This window comes from Pseudomonas sp. Pdm06 (assembly GCF_014851795.1).
GTDB lineage: Bacteria > Pseudomonadota > Gammaproteobacteria > Pseudomonadales > Pseudomonadaceae > Aquipseudomonas > Aquipseudomonas fluorescens_AA.
Genome location: NZ_JACVAH010000016.1, coordinates 67985 through 84520, shown reverse-complemented (window position 1 = coordinate 84520; position 16536 = coordinate 67985). Strand labels below are relative to the sequence as shown.

Sequence of the window (16536 nt, the reverse complement as noted above, 5' to 3'; positions counted from 1 at the left end):
CTGCGAAGCAACCCCCTCTTTTCGTCAGACCAGCCCCATGCCCAGGATTTACGGCGGCTGCGCCACCGAACGGGAGCAAGCTCCCTCGCCACGGGGGTTGTGGGCGTCCTACAGGTCGGTTGTTGCGTCAAAAATCCCCTTCTATAGTTTGGTTCACCTACTGGCTTTGGTCGGTGGGAGGGTTTCGCAGCCCATTGAGGAATACACCGTCGAATGAAAATTCAGGCAAACTTGCCCGCGTTCATTTTATGGCGGTTGCGCGCGGGAGATCTTTGGGTCTGCCGAGTTTGATTCCTCTTCGGTCTGCGAACCCGCGCGTAGCTGCCACCCGTTTGTTTCGCAGCGAAAAGGTGGCATTTCTTTTTTCTTGAGGAATTAAACCTTATGACATCGAATCAATCGTCCAACAGCTTCACCCCGCTAACCCCAATCGCCACCACCCAACCCGTCCTGTTCATCGATAAAACCGCCCCACTGCCCGAGCTCCACGCCTGCGCCAGCGAACGCCTGCACGCCACCCTCGACTACCTGACGCTGATGGCCTGCACCACACTGCGCGATTCAGCAGAGACCGACATCAACACCATCACCAACATCGCCCGAATCATGGTCCAGGATGTAGCGGATGTTTTTGGCGTGATTGAACAGCGCGGGCTCGAAGGGCAGTAAAGCTTCCCGTAGGAAGAAGCCTGCAAACTCAATATCTTCATCGACAGTAACAGTGCCTTCGCGAGCAAGCCCGCTCCCACAGGAGAAACGCGATCACATCAAGAATCAGGTCGGCTATAAGGCCGCCTCGGCGGGCTTTTGATCTGGGGGCCCCATTAACCACGCTGGCCGAACGCAGGTATTGCGTAGTGGGCATCCCGGCATGGATGCCGGGATAGCCGCGCTGGGCCATGGATGGCCCTTCGCGGCGGCCCACGGAGCAATGCCGGAGTGAGGGCACACCGAGCCTAGGCGAGGTGCCGAGTGGTGGGGCAAAGACCTTTTGGTTACTTTTGGGGCGTTTGCCAAAAGTAACCCGCCGTAAGGGCGGAACCATAAGCCGCCGTTACCCAAGAAACGGATATACACACAAACCCAAAACATAAAAAAACCCGCATCACTGCGGGTTTTCTCACAACACTGAAGCCTCAGTTGACCTTAGCGTTCAACTCACCCTTCAAATACCGCTGATACATCGCTTCCAACGAGATCGGCTTGATCTTAGAAGCATTACCCGCCGTCCCAAACGCCTCATACCGCGCAATGCACACATCACGCATGGCCGTCACAGTAGCGCCGAAGAACTTACGCGGGTCGAACTCACTCGGATTGGTCGCCATCAAACGACGCATGGCACCGGTAGAGGCCAGGCGCAGGTCAGTGTCGATGTTGACCTTGCGCACGCCGTACTTGATACCTTCGACGATCTCCTCAACCGGCACGCCGTAGGTTTCCTTGATGTCGCCGCCGTACTGGTTGATGATCGCCAGCCACTCTTGCGGTACCGAGGACGAACCGTGCATCACCAAGTGGGTGTTGGGAATGCGCTTGTGGATTTCCTTGATGCGGTCGATGGCCAGCACGTCGCCGGTAGGTGGCTTGGTGAACTTGTAGGCGCCGTGGCTGGTGCCGATGGCGATGGCCAGGGCGTCGACCTGGGTTTTCTTGACGAAGTCCGCCGCTTCTTCCGGGTCGGTCAGCATCTGGCTGTGGTCCAGCACGCCTTCGGCACCGATGCCGTCTTCTTCACCGGCCATGCCGGTTTCCAACGAACCCAGGCAACCCAGCTCGCCTTCCACGGAAACGCCGCAGGCGTGGGCCATGGCCACGGTCTGCTGGGTAACGCGGACGTTGTATTCGTAGTCGGTCGGGGTCTTGCCGTCTTCACCCAGGGAACCGTCCATCATCACCGAGCTGAAGCCCAGTTGGATGGAGCGCTGGCAAACGTCCGGGCTGGTGCCGTGGTCCTGGTGCATGCACACCGGGATGTGCGGGAATTCTTCGATCGCCGCCAGGATCAGGTGACGCAGGAACGGCGCGCCGGCGTATTTGCGGGCACCGGCCGAAGCCTGGACGATCACCGGAGAGTCAGTCTTGTCAGCGGCTTCCATGATGGCGCGCATCTGCTCAAGGTTGTTGACGTTAAAGGCTGGAACGCCGTAGCCGAACTCGGCTGCGTGGTCCAGCATCTGACGCATGCTGATAAGTGCCATTGTGTCTCTCTCCCGGTCGAGGGTCGTTAATCGTGCCAGCCTGCCGGAGCGGCGGCGGCTATTCAAGTCATTGCGGATCGGGGGTTGGCCCGAGCTGCGTGTTCGGTATCGCTAAATCCAAATACTGACGCGATCCGTGTGGGAGCGAGCTTGCTCGCGATGAGGGCGGTACATTCAACATCACTGTTGCCTGGTACACCGCTATCGCGAGCAAGCTCGCTCCCACACTGGATCTGCTCCCACATTTGGATCTCTGTGGATCAGTTCAATCGTATTACTGCGCCTTGCAGCCACGCCCAATCAAGTCATTGGTGGCGACCCAGTACACCAGGCCTTCTTCACCCTTGACGTGAAATGCCAGCATGTCATCGCTGTACAGCGAACCTTCAGCACCCGGCTCAAGCTTGAGGCGATAAACCTTATCGGCGCCGCCCAGGCGTACATCGACTTCCTTGCGGGCGGCATCGGTGTAGCGCCAGAGCACTTTGGCCTCGCTGTCACAGGTCCAACTCGTCCAGCCCTCTGCAACGGGCTCGGACGACTGCAAAAAACCCAGCTGCGAACAACCGGCCAGCAATGCCAACGCCATAACGGCGATCAAGCCTTTCATCCGTGTTCCTCGACGGACGGCACACGCCGCCCGCCATGAGTTAAGAGTCAGACCCGTCAAGGACAACCATGTTCCTTGGCCGGGGTTTGCGTCTCGTATTTGTCCAGGCCGTCCGGTCCGGAACGCTTGTTCAGCACCGGATTCGTCTCGGCCTGCCAGTCGGCCTGGTAACAGCCTTCTTCGGGCGTCGGCGTGCCGGTTTGCGGGGCCGGAGCCTGCGGGCTGCTCGAGCAAGCCACCAGCATCGTTGTCGCCAGCAGCAACGTGAACGTCTTGACCATCAGAACACTCCTTTGCCTGGTCAACGCAGCCTCAGGCCTTGGCCCGGCTTTCCAGGACTTCCACGGCCGGCAACACTTTGCCCTCGACGAACTCGAGGAATGCGCCGCCACCGGTGGAAATGTAGGAGATCTGCGCGGCCACGCCATATTTGTCGATGGCCGCCAGGGTATCGCCGCCGCCCGCGATGGAGAACGCAGCGCTTTCGGCGATGGCTTGGGCCAGCACCTTGGTGCCGTTGCCGAACTGGTCGAACTCGAACACGCCAACCGGGCCGTTCCACAGGATCGTCTGGGAGGATTTCAGCAATTGGGCGAAGTTGGCTGCGGTTTGCGGACCAATGTCGAGGATCATGTCATCGTCGGCCACGTCGGCCACCAACTTGACAGTGGCCGTCGCGCTTTCAGCGAATTCCTTGGCCACGACCACGTCCACCGGCAGCGGTACGCTGACCTTGGCGGCGATTTCCCGGGCGGTGTCCAGCAGGTCCGGCTCGTACAGGGATTTGCCGACCGGGTGACCGGCGGCGGCGAGGAACGTGTTGGCGATGCCGCCACCGACGATCAACTGGTTGCACACCTGGCTCAGGCTGTTGAGCACGTCCAGCTTGGTGGAGACCTTGGAGCCGGCCACGATGGCGGCCATCGGCTGGGCTGGAGAGCCCAGGGCCTTGCCCAGTGCATCCAGCTCGGCCGCCAGCAACGGGCCTGCGGCGGCGACTTTGGCGAATTTCGCCACGCCATGGGTCGAACCCTCGGCGCGGTGAGCGGTGCCAAAGGCGTCCATCACGAATACGTCGCACAGCGCGGCGTACTGCTGGGCCAATTCGTCGGCGTTCTTTTTCTCGCCCTTGTTGAAGCGCACGTTTTCGAACAGCACGACATCACCGGCCTTCACATCGACGCCGTCCAGGTAGTCCGCGACCAACGGCACGTCGCGGCCCAGGGCACGGCTCAAGTAATCGGCTACCGGCTTGAGGCTGTTTTCCGCAGAAAACTCGCCTTCGGTCGGGCGGCCCAGGTGGGAGCAGATCATCACGGCCGCGCCTTTTTCCAGGGCCAGCTTGATGGTCGGCAGCGAAGCCAGGATACGCGCGTCGCTGGTGACAACACCGTCCTTGATGGGGACGTTGAGGTCTTCGCGGATCAGTACGCGCTTACCTTGCAGATCGAGGTCGGACATCTTCAACACGGTCATGGGTCGCAATTCCTGGGTAACTGTTTAGAGAGCAGGTTTTTTCGAAGCGGTTTGCAGGTAATGCTCGGCAACGTCCAGCATTCGGTTGGCAAACCCCCATTCGTTGTCGAACCAGGCCAGGATGTTCACAAGCCGCGGCCCGGAAACACGGGTCTGGCTGGCATCGACAATGGCCGAATGGGGGTCATGGTTAAAATCACAACTGGCGTGAGGCAACTCGGTGTAAGCCAGGAGGCCTTTGAGCGGGCCGCTGGTGGCGGCTTCGCGCAGGATCCGGTTGACCTCGGTGGCGTCGGTATCGCTCACGGTCTGCATCGTGATGTCGAGGCAGGACACGTTGACCGTCGGCACCCGCACGGCTTTGGCCTGAATTCGCCCGGCAAGTTCCGGCAGCAGCCGTTCAATGCCGCGCGCCAGACCAGTGGACACCGGAATCACCGATTGGAACGCCGAACGGGTGCGGCGCAAGTCCTCATGATGGTAGGCGTCGATCACTGGCTGGTCGTTCATCGCCGAGTGGATCGTGGTGATCGACACATATTCCAGACCAATGGCCTGGTCCAGCAGGCGCAACAGCGGCACGCCGCAGTTGGTGGTGCAGGACGCGTTGGACACCAGCAGCTCTTCGCCGGTCAGGCAATCCTGGTTCACGCCGTAGACGATGGTGGCATCGACATCCGCTTCGCTGGCCATCGGCTGGGAGAACAGCACCCGTGGCGCGCCGGCAGCGAGAAAACGCTGGCCGTCTTCGCGGGTGTGGTAGGCACCGGAACACTCGAGCACCAGGTCGACACCCAGGGACGCCCAATCGATGCCTTCGGGGGTGGCACTGCGCAGCACTTTCACGCAGTCGCCATTGATATGCAGACAATCGCCCTCGACCCGCACTTCACCGGGAAACCGGCCGTGGGTGGAGTCAAAGCGTGTCAGGTATTCGATGCTGGCCATGTCGGCCAGGTCATTGATCGCCACGATTTCGAAATCGGCCTTGGCCCCTCGCTCGAACAACGCACGCAAGACGCAACGACCTATCCGGCCGTAGCCGTTGAGTGCAACTTTGTAGGGACGCGGTTGGGGCATGGGGTTCTCTGGCCTGGGTGAATCCATGAATGTGGCGCTGAACATGCCATTGTCATCGCGGGCAAGCCATGCTCCCACAGGATGGCATTTCCCAGTGGGTGTGCACATCCTGTGGGAGCAAGGCTTGCCCGCGATAACGTCAGAACTGGCGATGCATTCCTGGACTTAGTCTTCCAGCAGCTCTTCAGCCTGGCCCAGGATATTTTCCAGGGTGAAGCCGAACTCCTCGAACAGCGCCGGCGCAGGTGCCGATTCGCCGTAGGTGGTCATGCCGATCACGCGGCCTTCCAGGCCCACGTACTTGTACCAGTAATCGGCATGGGCAGCCTCGATGGCGATCCGCGCGCTGACTTGCAGCGGCAACACCGCCTGCTTGTAGCCAGCCTCCTGGGCATCGAACACGCTGGTGCACGGCATGGACACGACGCGTACGTTGCGGCCCTGCTCGGTCAGCTTGTCGTAGGCCTGGACGGCCAGGCCGACTTCGGAGCCGGTGGCGATCAGGATCAGTTCAGGCTCGCCGATGCAGTCCTTGAGCACGTAGCCGCCGCGCGTGATATCGCCGATCTGGTCGGCATCGCGGTTCTGGTGCTGCAGGTTCTGACGGGAGAAGATCAGCGCCGATGGGCCGTCGTTACGCTCGAGGGCGTATTTCCAGGCCACTGCCGATTCCACGGCGTCGCAGGGACGCCAGGTGTCCAGGTTCGGCGTGCAACGCAGGCTCGCCAGTTGCTCGATCGGCTGGTGCGTCGGGCCGTCTTCGCCCAGGCCGATGGAATCGTGGGTGAACACATACAGGATGCGTTTTTTCATCAGCGCCGACATGCGCACGGCGTTGCGGGCGTATTCCATGAACATCAGGAAAGTGGCGCCGTAAGGTACCAGGCCACCGTGCAGCGCGACGCCGTTCATGATTGCGCTCATGCCGAACTCGCGAACGCCGTAGTACATGTAGTTGCCGCTGGCGTCTTCGGCGCTGACGCCTTTGCAGCCTTTCCACAGGGTCAGGTTGGATCCGGCCAGGTCGGCCGAACCGCCCAGCAGCTCAGGCAGCAATGGGCCGAAGGCGTTCAGGGTGTTCTGGCTGGCCTTGCGGCTGGCAATGGTTTCGCCCTTGGCGGCGACTTCAGCGATGTACGCCGAGGCTTTTTCGGCGAAGTCGGCCGGCAGCTCGCCGCTGAGGCGACGCACCAGCTCGTTTGCCAGCGCGGGGAATTCGGCGGAATAGGCAGCGAAACGCTGGTCCCACTCGGCTTCGAGCGCACGGCCCTTTTCCTTGGCATCCCATTCGGCGTAGATGTCGGCCGGGATTTCGAACGGGCCATGGTTCCATTTCAGCGCAGCGCGGGTCAGGGCGATTTCCTCGGCCCCCAACGGTGCACCGTGGCAATCTTCCTTGCCTTGCTTGTTCGGCGAGCCGAAACCGATGGTGGTCTTGCAGCAGATCAGGGTCGGCTGGGCGCTTTTGCGAGCGGTCTCGATGGCGGTCTTGATTTCTTCCGGGTCGTGGCCGTCGACATTGCGAATCACCAGCCAGTTGTAGGCTTCGAAGCGCTTGGGGGTGTCGTCGGTGAACCAGCCTTCGACTTCGCCATCGATGGAGATGCCGTTGTCGTCGTAGAACGCGATCAGCTTGTCCAGGCCCAGGGTGCCAGCCAGGGAGGCGACCTCATGGGAAATACCTTCCATCATGCAGCCATCGCCCAGGAACACGTAGGTGTGGTGGTCGACGACGTTGTGACCTGGGCGGTTGAACTGCGCCGCCAGGACTTTCTCGGCGAGGGCAAAACCCACGGCGTTGGCCAGGCCCTGGCCCAACGGGCCGGTGGTGGTTTCCACGCCAGGGGTGTAGCCGTATTCCGGGTGGCCCGGGGTGCGGCTGTGCAACTGGCGGAAGTTCTTCAGGTCATCGATCGACAGGTCATAGCCGGTCAGGTGCAGCAGCGAGTAGATCAACATCGAACCGTGGCCGTTGGACAGCACGAAGCGGTCACGGTCGGCGAACGAAGGATTGCTCGGGCTGTGCTTGAGGTAGTCGCGCCAAAGCACCTCGGCGATATCCGCCATACCCATGGGGGCACCGGGATGGCCGCTGTTGGCTTTCTGCACGGCATCCATGCTGAGGGCACGAATGGCATTGGCACGCTCACGACGGCTGGGCATCGCTGTTCTCCTGCGGGTATTGAATCGAGAATGAATAAAACGAAACTGAAAAAGGCGAGCATTTTCCCTCACCCACCCGCTCCGGGGCAATGACAGATAGTCATCCTTGAGCGTTTTTCCGGTGGATAAAGTCGCATTCGCCGGGTGAAACCTTTCCGCTGATGGCCTGTAGAGTCAAGCACGGATCGGGAAGTGCCATTTATCATCCAATATCAAAACTTTTTGATATTGAACTTGCGATGATCCAAACCCCTCACTAGACTGCCCCACTGAAACGGACCGCACCACTCATGAAACAGACGGCCCCACTATGAACCTGCCCGCGCCCTCCATTCGCCACGACGACTGCGAAGAGCTGGCGGCCCTTTGCAAGGCCGGCGGCGATCCGTTGCGGCTCAATGTATTGCGCGCCCTGGCCAACGATTCGTTCGGCGTGCTGGAACTGGCGCAGATCTTCGGCATCGGCCAGTCCGGCATGAGTCACCACCTCAAGGTCCTGGCCCAGGCCGACCTGGTGGCGACCCGCCGGGAAGGCAACGCCATTTTCTATCGTCGCGCCCTGCCCCACACCGACCTGCTGGGCGGTAAGCTGCACGCGGCGCTGCTGGACGAAGTGGACGCACTGAGCCTGCCGACCGACGTGCAGACTCGCATCGCCCAGGTTCACGGGCAACGGGCAGCCGCCAGCCAGGACTTCTTCGCACGGGTCGCCGAGAAGTTTCGCGCCCAGCAAGACCTGATCGCCGGCTTGCCGCAGTACCGTGAAAGCGTGGTAGCGCTGCTCGACAAATTGAGCTTCGAGCCTGCGGCCACGGCGATCGAAGTCGGCCCCGGCGATGGCGCCTTTCTGCCGGAGCTGGCGCGGCGCTTCAGCCAGGTGACGGCACTGGACAACAGCCCGGCCATGCTCGAACTGGCGCGCCAGGTGTGTGAGCGCGAGGCCCTGGCTAACGTGCGCCTGCAACTGGCCGATGCACTGGATGGCATGAGCCTGCAGGCCGACTGCGTGGTATTGAACATGGTGCTGCATCATTTCGCCGCGCCGGCCGATGCACTCAAGCACATGGCCCGCCTGCTGCAACCGGGCGGCAGCCTGCTGGTGACCGAGTTATGCAGCCACAACCAGAGCTGGGCCAGGGAAGCCTGCGGCGACCTCTGGCTCGGCTTTGAACAGGACGATCTGGCCCGCTGGGCCACCGCAGCGGGCCTCGTGCCCGGGGAAAGCCTCTATGTAGGCTTACGTAATGGTTTCCAGATCCAGGTTCGCCACTTTCAGCGACCCACTGGCGACACTCACCAACGGTAACTTGTAGGAAAACATCGAGATGAGCGAATACTCCCTTTTCACCTCCGAGTCCGTGTCTGAAGGGCATCCGGACAAAATCGCCGACCAGATTTCTGATGCGGTGCTGGACGCCATCATTGCTGAAGACAAGTTCGCCCGCGTGGCGTGCGAGACTCTGGTGAAAACGGGCGTGGCGATCATCGCTGGCGAAGTCACCACGTCGGCCTGGGTCGACCTGGAACAGATCGTTCGCGACGTCATCCTGGGCATCGGCTACAACAGCTCCGACGTCGGCTTCGACGGCGCGACCTGCGGCGTGATGAACATCATCGGCAAGCAGTCCCCGGACATCAACCAGGGCGTTGACCGGGCCAAGCCTGAAGACCAGGGCGCAGGCGACCAGGGCCTGATGTTCGGCTACGCCAGCAACGAGACCGACGTGCTGATGCCGGCCCCGATCACCTTCTCGCACCAGTTGGTTAAACGCCAGGCCGAGGCCCGTAAATCCGGCCTGCTGCCGTGGCTGCGCCCGGACGCCAAGTCCCAGGTGACCTGCCGTTACGAAGGCGGCAAGGTGGTCGGTATCGACGCCGTCGTCCTGTCGACCCAGCACAACCCTGAGGTGTCCTACAAAGACCTGCGCGAAGGCGTGATGGAATTGATCGTCAAGCACGTGCTGCCTGCCGAATTGCTGTCCAAGGACACCCAGTTCCACATCAACCCGACCGGCCAGTTCATCATCGGCGGCCCGGTGGGCGACTGCGGCCTGACCGGTCGCAAGATCATCGTCGACAGCTATGGCGGCATGGCCCGTCACGGCGGTGGCGCGTTTTCCGGCAAGGATCCATCGAAGGTTGACCGTTCGGCCGCCTACGCCGGTCGTTATGTCGCCAAGAACATCGTGGCCGCCGGCCTGGCCGAGCGCTGCGAGATCCAGGTGTCCTACGCCATTGGCGTCGCCCAGCCTACGTCGATCTCGCTGAACACCTTCGGCACCGGCAAGATCGGCGATGACAAGATCATCAACCTGGTCCGCGAAGTGTTCGACCTGCGTCCATACGCCATCACCACCATGCTCGACCTGCTGCACCCGATGTACCAGGAAACCGCCGCCTATGGTCACTTCGGCCGTACGCCAGAGACCAGGACCGTCGATGGCGATACCTTCACCACGTTCACCTGGGAAAAAACCGACCGCGCGGACGCCCTGCGCGCCGCTGCCGGCCTGTAACACCCGCGTGTAAGGAAAAGCCCCTGGCGACTGGGTCGTCAGGGGCTTTTTCATGCCAGGTGCTTGACTACTCAGAGTGCAAAGTCATGCCAGGTTCTTGTGGCGGGAGAATTTATCTGTGGGAGCAAGGCTTGCCCGCGATGAGGACAACGCGGTCCCTGCGGTAACGAGGCGCCTGTATCGCGGGCAAGCCTTGCTCCCACAAAATCCCCTCGTCATGGCGCTCAAGAACGCCGTGCCACCAGCAAAAACGAAGCCGCACTGGCGAGCAGCCCCGCACACATCCGATTGAACAGGCGTTTGCCACTGGGCCGGGCGAACAGCCGCCGCGCGTAAATGCCCATGTAGCAATACAACCCGATGGCGATGCACTCCAGCGCGAGGAACAAGCCGCCCAGCACGGCGAATTGTTGGGTGACGGTACCTGTACGGTCGACGAATTGCGGCAGGAACGCAGTGAACAACAAAATTGCCTTCGGATTGCCAATCGCCACCAGAAACTCCTGGCGCGCCAGGCCGGCCCGGGTCATCGATGCGAGCCCGGCTTCGCTGTCGGCCTCGGGCTGGGCCCGCCACAACTGCACGGCCAGATAGAACAGGTAAGCGGCACCGACGAGCTTGATTCCCAGGAACAGCAGCTCCGATGTGTGCAACACGGCGGTGAGCCCCACCGCAGCCAGGGCGATCATGATCGCAAACGCCAGCAACCGACCGACGCCACCGCTGCACGCCCGGACGAAGCCATAACGCGAGGCGTTGCTGATAGAGAGCAGGTTGTTCGGCCCCGGCGCCATGTTCAGCGCAAAGCAGGCCGGAATGAAAACAGCGAGTGTCGGCAGGTCCATTCGGGCGTTCCAGGCAGAGGTGGATCGAAGGCTCATTCTGCACCGGTCATCGAGGGGTTCAAGGGACAGTTGCCTGACGAAATCCTACGGGACTGTACCGCCGCGACTTTGCCACCAGGCACCGCAAAATCCGGTAACGCTCCGCCCCTCGCAACAGCCGGGACGCTGACTAGCCTTCAGATACTCAACCGAGCAAGGATGCTTCGATGCCACCGTTCCTCTATGCCCTCGCCTGCCTCGTATTCATGGCCCTCCCCGCGCTAGCCGCACCCTGTCCCGACTGGCCCGCTGAACGGGCCCGGGCGGAGATCGCCGCACTGCAACAACAAATCGACACCTGGGACGACCGTTACCACCGCCTCGGCCAGTCGCTGGTGGCCGATGAGCTTTATGATCAATCCCGTACACAGCTGGGCCAATGGCGCCGCTGCTTCAATCTCGCGGCGCCCGACGATCCCCTGCGCTCAGCGGGCGGAAAGGTGCGGCACCCTGTCGTCCATACCGGCCTGGAAAAACTGAAGGACGCCGACGCCGTGGAGGCCTGGCTGCTCGGTCGAGAGGACGTCTGGGTGCAACCGAAAGTCGATGGCGTGGCGGTCTCCCTGGTTTACCGCACGGGTCGCCTGCATCAGGCGATCAGCCGCGGCGATGGCGTCCTGGGGCATGACTGGACCGCGAGTGCGCACCAGATCGGCGCCATCGCCCAGCGACTGCGCCAGCCCGTGGACCTGGTCGTCCAGGGCGAGTTGTACTGGCGCCTGGACGCCCATGTCCAAGCCAGCCACGGCAGCCTGAACGCCCGCGCAACCGTGGCGGGTTTGATGGCGCGCAACAATTTGACAGCGCAGGAGGCATCCTCCATCGGCCTGTTCGTCTGGGACTGGCCTGAAGGGCCCGGCACCCTGCCAGAGCGGATGGCCGCGCTGAACGCGCTGGGTTTCGCTGACACCCGCGACTACAACCAACCTGTCCGGACACTGAGGGATGCCCAGCGGTGGCGCGACCACTGGTACCGCACGCCGCTGCCCTTCGCCAGCGACGGGATCGTCCTGCGCCAGAGCCGCCGCCCACCCGCCGACCGTTGGCAGGCCAGGACGCCGTTCTGGAGCGTGGCCTGGAAATACCCGTATGCCCAGGCCCTGGCCGAAGTGCGCAAGGTGCGCTTCAAGGTCGGGCGTACCGGGCGCATCACCCCTGTGTTGGAACTTGAACCGACCCTGCTCGACGACCGGCGGATTCGCCGGGTCAGCGTCAGTTCCCTCAAGCGCTGGGAGGAGATGGACATCCGTCCCGGCGATCGGGTTGCCATCAGCCTGGCCGGGCTGACCATTCCACGCCTCGACGAGGTGGTGCTGCGCAGCCTCGAGCGCCAGGACGTCAATGTCCCCACGGCAAGCGATCACCACTTCTTGAGTTGCTGGCAAGCGACGCCCGGCTGTGAAAGCCAATTCCTCGCACGCCTGAACTGGCTCAGCGGCAAGCACGGGCTCGCCCTGGCCCATGTCGGCCCCGGCACCTGGGAAAAACTCCTGGCTGCCGGTCGACTCCACGGATTGTTGGATTGGTTGACCCTCGATGCCGCCGAGCTTGCTAACATTGACGGCTTCGGCGAACGCACTAGCGCGCGCCTGCTCGCCAGCCTCGACAGCGCCCGGCAACGCCCTTTCGGGCAATGGCTCAAGGCCTTGGGCCTGCCACCCATCGGTGAGGCCGGGCTGGACGGGCCGTGGCAGGCGCTGGCCGAGCGCAGCACCGAACAATGGCAAGCCGAAGTCGGCATCGGAGCGGGACGCGCCGCGCAATTGAGCGCCTTTTTTCGCGACCCGCAGGTGCTGGCCTTGAGTGACGTATTACGCTCCGCCGGGGTCGACGGTTTTTAATCCGGCCCCCGTGCGGTTGAACCCAAGGGGCGAACATGCGTTCCAACAGCGCATCTGTACCGACCGCTCGCGATTTTTTACGGAGTTGCTATGAATTTTCTGTCCCCCGTTGCCCTGCTGGTCTTATGCAGCGCCATGGCCGCCCCTTTGCTGGCGGACGAGCAAACCCCGGAACTCACCGGCTGCGCGGCCAAGCGCCAGGGCATCATCAACCAGATCGAACTGGCCAAGTCCCGTGGCAACCAGGACCAGCAGGCAGGCCTGGAAACCGCATTGAGTGAAGTCACCACCCATTGCACCGATGCATCCTTGCGCAAGGAGCGTGAAAACAAGGTACTCGATGCCAAGCACGAGGTCAGCCGGCGTCAGGCCGACCTGGAAAAGGCCATGAAGAAAGGCGACGCCGAGCGGATCAACAAACGCAAGGACAAGCTGGCAACCTCCCGCAAGGAGTTGCAGGAAGCGGTGGATGAGTTGGATAAGTGAACATCCGATCTGTAGGCGCTGGCGAAGCCTGCGATCCTTCAAGGCATGTCAATAATCCCGAAACTCTTTATGACAGGCACTGCACGCATCTTCGACCTTCTGCACCGCCGGCCCCAGGTAACTGGCCCTGTAAGGCTGGACTTTGCTGGCGGTCACCAACTCACCGGTGGCCGCTTCAAGGCTGCGAGCCAGTTCCTGGAAGCGTGCCTGTTTTTGCCAGACGTCATCCCGGGCGCTGGTGTGGTCTTGCTCGCGCACTTGCGGGAAGTGCTTCCACGGCTCATGGGACAATTGGTCCAGTTGCGCCGCGCCCTCGGCGAAACGTGCGCCGTCAAACGGGACTCGGCCGCGCAACATGCCGCCCAGCTCTTCGTTGGTCTTGAGCATCTGCTTGAAGATGGTCTTGCGCTGGCCCAGGGGAGAATTGGGATCGACGCCGCCACAGGCGGACAACATCAGGCAGGCCAGCACGGCCATGGAAAATCGTTTTACAAACATCTTGGCCTCGGGGCAGGAAACGGCGGTTAGTATCCTCGGGTCATCGGTAAAGACCAATGGCCCTATCAACAATACGGGTTGTTCGAGCGCCTGACAGCGCCCGAATGGCTGCAAAGGAAATCTTCATGAACAGCCGCATCAAGCCCTGGCACAAAGGCCTGGCATTGACCCTACCGCTGATGGCACTGTTGGCCGGTTGTAACCGCGGCGAAAAGGTCGAAGAACCTCAGACCCACGCCCTCGCCACCTATGTCAGCGCCCCCTGGGAGGCGCTGCCGGCGGTGTCCGATGCAGACCTGCTGGCCGGTTTCGGTTCCTGGCGCAGCGCGTGTACCCGGCTCAAGGCCGATGCGACCTGGGGTCCGACCTGTGCGGCAGCGGCCAACGTGCCGCAAACCCCACAGGATGTACGCAACTTCCTGAAACAGAACCTGGACGTCTATGGCCTGCGCTCGGGGGACAACAGCCCCAACGGCCTGATTACCGGCTATTACGAGCCGGTCTACCCCGGCAGCCTCACCCAGACCACCACGGCGAATATCCCGGTCTACGGTGTACCGGAGGACATGATCATCGTGTCGCTGGACAGCATCTACCCTGAGCTCAAGGGCAAACGCCTGCGCGGCCGCCTCGAAGGCCGGGTGCTCAAGCCGTACGACGACGCGGCCACCATCGAGACCAATGGCGTGAAGGCGCCGGTCATTGCCTGGCTGACCGATCCCATGAACCTGCAATTCCTGCAGATCCAGGGTTCGGGACGCATTCAACTGGCTGACGGCCGCCAACTGCGCATCGGCTATGCCGACCAGAACGGCCATCCCTACCGCCCCATCGGACGCTGGCTGGTCGAACAAGGCGAACTCAAGAAAGAAGACGTGACCATGGGCACCATCAGTGCCTGGGCCAAGGCCAACCCGAACCGCATTCCCGAATTGCTCGCCAGCAACCCCAGCTACGTGTTCTTCAACCGCAACCCCGACAGCAACGAAGGCCCGCGCGGTTCGCTGAATGTACCCCTGACCGCCGGCTACAGCGTGGCGGTGGACCGCAAGGTGATTCCGCTGGGCAGCCTGTTGTGGTTATCCACCACTCGCCCCGACGGCAGCGCCTTGAATCGCCCCGTCGCCGCCCAGGACACTGGCGGTGCGATTACCGGCGAAGTACGGGCGGACCTGTTCTGGGGCACGGGTGAAGCGGCAGGCCAACTGGCCGGGGACATGAAACAGCAGGGGCAGATCTGGATGCTCTGGCCCAAGGGCATGGCGTTGCCGCAAGTGCCTCAGGTGGCGAATGCGGTGACCGCCAACCCTTGAGAGATGGATTGATGGTACTGGCCCCATCGCGAGCAAGCTCGCTCCCACAGTCGATCGCCAGTGGGCACATATCTTGTGTGCGGCTTGATCCAATGTGGGAGCGAGCTTGCTCGCGATAAGGCCAGTACAGACGCCGACGATTCAGCCGCCAGGCTCAAATCGAAACGAAGAAGAAACTCGCCACCAACCCTACCCCCACGAACCACACCAGCGAACGCAGAATCGCCCAGTCCGCCAGATAGCAAATGATGTAGAGCAGGCGACTGGTGATGAACAGCACCGCCAGCACGTTGATGGTGACCAGTTCGGCGTTGCCGGCCAGGTGGGCAACGATCACGGCGGCGGCGAAAAACGGGCTGATTTCAAAGCTGTTCAGTTGCGCCGCGTAGGCGCGCCGGGGAGCGCCTTCGAGTGAATCGAGAAAGTCCCGGGGATCGTGATTATCCTGCAACCGGTATTTCCCACCGGCCTTGGCGATCCCGATACACAGGTAAGGCAGGAGAAAAGCAATCAACACACACCACAGGGCAACCGTCATACCGCACTTCCTTTTTGAGTTTTATAGAGAGTCGAGCGTCAGGCGCCGCTCAGGCTTTCATCACCAACATGCCAATCAGCACCAGCCCGCAAGCTAAGAGCCGCGGCCGGCCAAAAGGTTCTTTCAGGTAGCGCATGCCAAACAGCACCACCAGGATCACGCTGATCTCCCGCAGTGCCGCCGCTTCGGCGATCGAACCCAGTTGCATGGCCCATAGCACCAGAGCGTAGCTGAACAATACGCAGAATCCGACCGCCAACCCCAGCCGCCACTGTTCGTGCCAGAACCGCATGAACGCCGGTCGTTTGCTCACCAACGCCAGCAAGGGGAAGGGCCAGGCGCTGAGCAGCGTGACCCAGACCAGGTAATCCAGCGGATGGGACCAACGCCGCAGGGCATGGCCATCGATGAAGGTGTAGCAACCGATGCACAGGCCGATCAGCGCCACCACTGGCAGCATCGACCAGGGCAGCCGGTCGCCGCCACCGCCCTGCCACAACAGGCAAAGCATGCCGAGCGGGATCAGCAAAATACCGATGACCTGCTGGGTCGTCAGCGCTTCACCGGCGAAAATAAACGTCAGGGCCAGCACCACCAGCGGCGACAGGCCACGCATCAGTGGATAGACCAACCCCAGGTCACCGACCCGATAAGCCTGGATCAGCAAATAGCGGTACAACAGCTCGAACGCCGCCGACGCCAGGATCCACGGCCAGATCTCCAACGGCGGCAATGCCACGAAACCCAGGGTCAACGCGACGAACAGCAGGGCGACGCTGTCCATGCACGCCACCACCAGCAAACGCTCGCCACTGAATTTGATCAGCGTATTCCACGCCGCATGCAACAGCGCCGCTACCAACACCAAGGCCGTCGCAAGCACGGCACGCTCCTTGTCTTCTCCCTCCGCCCGTAGGAGCTGCCGAAGGC

The 16536-nt window shown here is 62.0% G+C and carries 16 protein-coding genes; 6 read left to right on the top strand and 10 right to left on the bottom strand.

Annotated features, from left to right (window positions below):
* Positions 1 to 384: 384 nt before the first annotated feature.
* Positions 385 to 669 carry a fructose-bisphosphate aldolase gene (locus IB266_RS23720; RefSeq protein WP_192262710.1) on the top strand — a complete coding sequence of 95 codons (285 nt, stop codon included), beginning with the start codon at positions 385 to 387 and terminating at the stop codon, positions 667 to 669.
* Positions 670 to 1136: 467 nt separating this feature from the next.
* Here the strand turns inward: IB266_RS23720 and fba are convergent, their stop codons facing one another.
* The 6 genes from fba to tkt all read right to left on the bottom strand — a co-directional run bounded on the left by fba (position 1137) and on the right by tkt (position 7530).
* Positions 1137 to 2201 (bottom strand): class II fructose-bisphosphate aldolase, encoded by a 1065-nt coding sequence (gene fba / locus IB266_RS23715; RefSeq protein WP_003177554.1) that lies wholly within the window; start codon positions 2199 to 2201, stop codon positions 1137 to 1139.
* Positions 2202 to 2475: 274 nt separating this feature from the next.
* Positions 2476 to 2811, bottom strand: coding sequence for an MliC family protein (locus tag IB266_RS23710; protein WP_103310280.1), 336 nt, complete (start codon positions 2809 to 2811; stop codon positions 2476 to 2478).
* Positions 2812 to 2867: 56 nt separating this feature from the next.
* Positions 2868 to 3092, bottom strand: coding sequence for a hypothetical protein (locus IB266_RS23705; RefSeq protein WP_192262708.1), 225 nt, complete (start codon positions 3090 to 3092; stop codon positions 2868 to 2870).
* A gap of 31 nt (positions 3093 to 3123) precedes the next feature.
* Positions 3124 to 4287: a phosphoglycerate kinase gene (locus IB266_RS23700; protein ID WP_192262706.1), complete on the bottom strand. Its 1164-nt coding sequence runs from the start codon at positions 4285 to 4287 to the stop codon at positions 3124 to 3126.
* A 24-nt stretch (positions 4288 to 4311) separates the two neighbouring features.
* On the bottom strand, positions 4312 to 5367 hold the full coding sequence (gene epd / locus IB266_RS23695) for an erythrose-4-phosphate dehydrogenase (protein WP_060740248.1): 1056 nt from the start codon (positions 5365 to 5367) through the stop codon (positions 4312 to 4314).
* Between the two features lie 165 nt (positions 5368 to 5532).
* Entirely contained in the window at positions 5533 to 7530 is a 1998-nt protein-coding gene (tkt, locus tag IB266_RS23690; RefSeq protein WP_192262704.1) for a transketolase, read from the bottom strand.
* 310 nt (positions 7531 to 7840) lie between these two features.
* Here tkt and IB266_RS23685 point away from each other — a divergent pair, with 310 nt between their 5' ends.
* Both IB266_RS23685 and metK read left to right on the top strand, forming a co-directional pair.
* Entirely contained in the window at positions 7841 to 8836 is a 996-nt protein-coding gene (locus tag IB266_RS23685) for an ArsR/SmtB family transcription factor (protein ID WP_192262702.1), read from the top strand.
* A gap of 19 nt (positions 8837 to 8855) precedes the next feature.
* Complete coding sequence (metK, locus tag IB266_RS23680) at positions 8856 to 10046, top strand: methionine adenosyltransferase (protein ID WP_060740245.1); 1191 nt, start codon at positions 8856 to 8858, stop codon at positions 10044 to 10046.
* A 224-nt stretch (positions 10047 to 10270) separates the two neighbouring features.
* Here the strand turns inward: metK and IB266_RS23675 are convergent, their stop codons facing one another.
* Positions 10271 to 10891 (bottom strand): LysE family translocator, encoded by a 621-nt coding sequence (locus IB266_RS23675; protein ID WP_192262700.1) that lies wholly within the window; start codon positions 10889 to 10891, stop codon positions 10271 to 10273.
* Between the two features lie 206 nt (positions 10892 to 11097).
* Here IB266_RS23675 and ligB point away from each other — a divergent pair, with 206 nt between their 5' ends.
* A complete protein-coding gene (gene ligB / locus IB266_RS23670) occupies positions 11098 to 12771 on the top strand; it encodes an NAD-dependent DNA ligase LigB (protein WP_192262699.1) in 1674 nt (557 codons plus the stop codon).
* Between the two features lie 90 nt (positions 12772 to 12861).
* The gene (locus IB266_RS23665) at positions 12862 to 13257 is read left to right on the top strand and encodes a DUF1090 domain-containing protein (RefSeq protein WP_060740242.1); all 396 of its coding nucleotides are present in this window, start codon (positions 12862 to 12864) and stop codon (positions 13255 to 13257) included.
* A gap of 48 nt (positions 13258 to 13305) precedes the next feature.
* Here the strand turns inward: IB266_RS23665 and IB266_RS23660 are convergent, their stop codons facing one another.
* The gene (locus IB266_RS23660; RefSeq protein WP_092474620.1) at positions 13306 to 13755 is read right to left on the bottom strand and encodes a c-type cytochrome; all 450 of its coding nucleotides are present in this window, start codon (positions 13753 to 13755) and stop codon (positions 13306 to 13308) included.
* Between the two features lie 125 nt (positions 13756 to 13880).
* Here IB266_RS23660 and IB266_RS23655 point away from each other — a divergent pair, with 125 nt between their 5' ends.
* On the top strand, positions 13881 to 15068 hold the full coding sequence (locus IB266_RS23655) for a murein transglycosylase A (protein WP_192262698.1): 1188 nt from the start codon (positions 13881 to 13883) through the stop codon (positions 15066 to 15068).
* Positions 15069 to 15222: 154 nt separating this feature from the next.
* On the opposite strand, the gene IB266_RS23650 is transcribed toward IB266_RS23655, so the two are convergent.
* Together IB266_RS23650 and IB266_RS23645 are read right to left on the bottom strand one after the other, a co-directional pair.
* Complete coding sequence (locus IB266_RS23650) at positions 15223 to 15606, bottom strand: MAPEG family protein (protein ID WP_060740239.1); 384 nt, start codon at positions 15604 to 15606, stop codon at positions 15223 to 15225.
* Between the two features lie 49 nt (positions 15607 to 15655).
* Complete coding sequence (locus IB266_RS23645) at positions 15656 to 16489, bottom strand: EamA family transporter (RefSeq protein ID WP_192262697.1); 834 nt, start codon at positions 16487 to 16489, stop codon at positions 15656 to 15658.
* Positions 16490 to 16536: the final 47 nt, after the last annotated feature.